Source organism: Streptomyces bobili (genome assembly GCF_002154575.1).
GTDB classification, from domain to species: Bacteria; Actinomycetota; Actinomycetes; order Streptomycetales; family Streptomycetaceae; genus Streptomyces; species Streptomyces bobili.
Genome location: NZ_MUBA01000709.1, coordinates 1 through 3300, shown reverse-complemented (window position 1 = coordinate 3300; position 3300 = coordinate 1). Strand labels below are relative to the sequence as shown.

Annotated in this window: 5 protein-coding genes; 1 reads left to right on the top strand and 4 read right to left on the bottom strand. The window is 73.2% G+C overall.

Features of this window, described 5'->3' with window-relative positions; genetic code table 11:
* Positions 1-789, top strand: a 789-nt coding sequence (serB, locus tag BZL64_RS36520) for a phosphoserine phosphatase SerB (RefSeq protein ID WP_244205762.1), incomplete at its 5' end; no start/stop codon positions are given.
* An 83-nt stretch (positions 790-872) separates the two neighbouring features.
* Here the strand turns inward: serB and BZL64_RS36515 are convergent.
* The 4 genes from BZL64_RS36515 to BZL64_RS36500 all read right to left on the bottom strand — a co-directional run.
* Positions 873-1391, bottom strand: coding sequence for a SixA phosphatase family protein (locus BZL64_RS36515; RefSeq protein ID WP_086773317.1), 519 nt, complete (start codon positions 1389-1391; stop codon positions 873-875).
* A 106-nt stretch (positions 1392-1497) separates the two neighbouring features.
* The gene (locus tag BZL64_RS36510; RefSeq protein ID WP_086773316.1) at positions 1498-1704 is read right to left on the bottom strand and encodes a hypothetical protein; all 207 of its coding nucleotides are present in this window, start codon (positions 1702-1704) and stop codon (positions 1498-1500) included.
* Between the two features lie 204 nt (positions 1705-1908).
* Positions 1909-2025 carry an SGM_5486 family transporter-associated protein gene (locus BZL64_RS42000; RefSeq protein ID WP_086773315.1) on the bottom strand — a complete coding sequence of 39 codons (117 nt, stop codon included), beginning with the start codon at positions 2023-2025 and terminating at the stop codon, positions 1909-1911.
* 73 nt (positions 2026-2098) lie between these two features.
* Positions 2099-3300, bottom strand: a 1202-nt coding sequence (locus tag BZL64_RS36500; protein ID WP_107430421.1) for a CynX/NimT family MFS transporter, incomplete at its 5' end; no start/stop codon positions are given.

Sequence of the window (3300 nt, the reverse complement as noted above, 5' to 3'; positions counted from 1 at the left end):
GCCGTCGAGTTCGCGGTCTCCGGGGTGGAGACCGCGCCGCTGCGCACCGCCCTGGTCACCGACGCCGCGGCACTCGGTGTCGACGTCGCCGTGGTGGCCGCGGGCCTGCACCGCCGTGCCCAGCGGCTGGTCGTCATGGACGTCGACTCCACGCTCATCCAGGACGAGGTGATCGAACTCTTCGCGGCGCACGCCGGCTGCGAGAACGAGGTCGCCGAGGTGACGGCGGCGGCGATGCGCGGCGAGCTGGACTTCGAGCAGTCGCTGCACGCGCGTGTGGCCCTGCTGGAGGGGCTGGACGTCTCGGTGGTGGACAAGGTGCGCGCCGAGGTGCGGCTGACGCCGGGCGCCCGCACGCTGATCCGGACGCTGAAGCGGCTGGGCTACCAGGTGGGCGTCGTCTCCGGCGGCTTCACCCAGGTCACCGACGACCTGAAGGAACGGCTGGGGCTGGACTTCGCGCAGGCCAACACCCTGGAGATCGTCGACGGGAAGCTGACCGGCCGGGTCACCGGGGAGATCGTGGACCGCGCGGGCAAGGCGCGGCTGCTGCGCAGGTTCGCCGCGGAGGCGGGCGTACCGCTGTCGCAGACGGTGGCGATCGGTGACGGTGCCAATGACCTGGACATGCTGAACGCGGCCGGTCTCGGGGTCGCCTTCAACGCCAAGCCGGTGGTGCGCGAGGCGGCGCACACCGCGGTGAACGTGCCGTTCCTGGACACCGTCCTCTACCTGCTGGGCGTCACCCGGGAAGAGGTCGAGGCGGCGGACACGCACGACGACCGGTAGCGGCTGCTGGTAGCAGCGGCCGGCGGCGACGGACGGCCGCGGGGCCCGGCGTGCTGCCGGGCCTCACGTGTGCCGGGCCGGGGTTACTCGGACGGCGCCCAGTAGTCGACGAGCGAGGCCGTGCCCGGCTCCAGGGACTTCCAGGAGCCGTCGAAGGTCAGGACGGCGAAGGCGGCGGCGGGGAAGCCGCGGCGGGTCATCCGCTCGCGGGCGTCCTCCTCGGCGGTGCCGGAGAGGACCTCGGCGAGGCCCTCGATGCCGGGGTTGTGGCCGACCAGGACGAGATTGCGCACCTCGTCCGGTACCTCGTTGAGCAGGGCGATCAGCTCGCCCGGGGAGGCTTCGTAGATCCGCTCCTCATAGACCGTCTTCGGCCGGTGCGGCAGCTCGTGGACGGCGAGCTTCCACGTCTCGCGGGTGCGGGTCGCGGTGGAGCACAGGGCCAGGTCGACGGCGATGCCGGAGTCGGTCAACTTGCGTCCGGCGACGGCTGCGTCCTGGCGGCCCCGGTCAGCGAGCGGTCGCTCGTGGTCGGTCACCTGTGGCCAGTCGGCTTTCGCATGCCGGAAGAGGACGATCGTGCGGGGTTCTGCGACGCTCATGACTCCCAGCTTCGCATGAAACAGGCCATGGGGCGCAGGGAGTTGACATGCGCCTTCACCTGGGGTGGGGGTGTGAAGCGTGCGGCCGGGGCGTGATCGGCAGGCCCTAACGGGCGACGAGCTGCCATGCGCGGTCGACGAGGTGGGTGATCGCCGGGTCGCCGGAGGCCGCCTGGGCGTCCGACGGGTTCAGTATCAGCACGAGGAGGGCCACGAAGGCCAGGGTCGGCAGGGCCAGTGCCCACCAGGGCAGCCGGGCGCCGACGCCGCCCGGGACGGCCGGGTGGGGCCGGGTGTGCGTAGGGGCCGACATGAGTGCCTCCGCTGGTCTTCGAGGAATCCGGGCCGCGTCACGCGGCCACATCTCGAAGGTACGGACCCGGCGACCCCCGGCCCATCCGGTGATCCACCCACTTGACCCTGACCCTCGCCCCCTAGGGGACAGGGGGGTTAACCCCCCTGTGGAGGGTTCGACCCCACCGTCCCCGGCCGGGGACGGGGTGTGTCAGGGGGCGTGTCAGGGAGAGGCGATGGTGGCGATGATCCCGATGATCACAAAAATGAGGAGGAACGAGCCGAAGATGAGGAGCATCTTCTTCTGGCCGTTCTCGGGGTTCGGGTCGAGCACTGGCATGCGCCCAGTCTCGCACCCGGCGCCCGGCGGGGTCCCCGCGGGGTCAGCAGGACCGGCAGGGCCGGCGCGCCCGTCAGCGGGTGGCCTCGTCCTCCACCGTGCGGTCGCGGCCGGCGAGGACGCCCACGGCCATCTGCGGGACCATCAGTGCCGCCATCAGCGCGAGGGGCAGGCCCCAGCCGCCGCTGTGCTGGTAGAGGACGCCCACCAGGAGCGGGCCGGGGATCGAGAGCAGGTAGCCGGCGCTCTGCGCGAAGGCCGACAGCTGGGCCACTCCCCCGCCGGTCCTGGCCCGCATCCCGACGAGGGTGAGGGCCAGCGGGAAGGCGCAGTTGGAGACGCCGAGCAGCAGGGCCCAGGCCCAGGCGCCGGCGGCGGGCGCGAAGTGCAGCCCGGCGTAGCCGACGAGGCCGCAGAGGCCGAGGACGACGACGATGGGGCCCTGGTGCGGCAGCCGGGTCGCCACGCGCGGGATGACGAAGGCCAGGGGCACCCCCATCACCATGGTGACGGCCAGGAGCAGTCCCGCCGTGCTCGCGGGCACGCCCGCGTCGCGGAAGATCTGCGGCATCCAGCCCATGGTGATGTAGGCGGCGGTGGCCTGGAGGCCGAAGAAGACGGCGAGCGCCCAGGCGGTACGGCTGCGGGTGACGCGCAGCACGCCCGGTGCCTCCACGCGCGCGGAGGCCTGCGGGGCGGGCGTCGTGCGCCGCTCCCGGGCCGCCAGCGCCAGCCACGGCGGTACGGCCGCTGCCGCCAGGCCCGCCCAGACCACCAGCCCGGTCCGCCAGTCGCCGCCCAGTGTGTCGGTCATCGGCACGGTGACCGCCGCGGCGGCCGAGGTGCCCAGGGCGAGGGCCATCGAGTACAGGCCGGTCATGGAGCCGACCCGGTCGGGGAACCAGCGCTTGACGATGACCGGCATCAGGACGTTGCTGACGGCGATGCCCATGAGGGCGAGGGCGCTGGCGGCGAGGAAGCCGGCCGTGCCGCCCGCGTAGGGCCGAATCAGCAGGCCCGCGGTGATGGCGGCCATGCCCGCGCAGACCACCGCGCCGGCGCCGAAGCGGCGGGCGAGGCGGGGCGCCATGACGCCGAAGACGGCGAAGCAGAGCGGGGGCACGGAGGTGAGGAGGCCGGCCACGCTACCGCTCATGCCGAGGCCGTCGCGGACCTCTTCGAGAAGGGCGCCGAGGCTGGTGATGGCGGGGCGGAGGTTGAGTGCGGCGAGCACGATGCCGACGACGACCAGGCGGGTCGCCCACGCGCGCGTGG

Excerpts from the sequence above, each read along its gene's own strand:
- BZL64_RS36515 (WP_086773317.1), bottom strand. The coding sequence starts at position 1,391 with ATGAGCGTCGCAGAACCCCGCACGATCGTCCTCTTCCGGCATGCGAAA.
- BZL64_RS36510 (WP_086773316.1), bottom strand. The coding sequence starts at position 1,704 with ATGTCGGCCCCTACGCACACCCGGCCCCACCCGGCCGTCCCGGGCGGC.
- BZL64_RS42000 (WP_086773315.1), bottom strand. The coding sequence starts at position 2,025 with ATGCCAGTGCTCGACCCGAACCCCGAGAACGGCCAGAAGAAGATGCTC.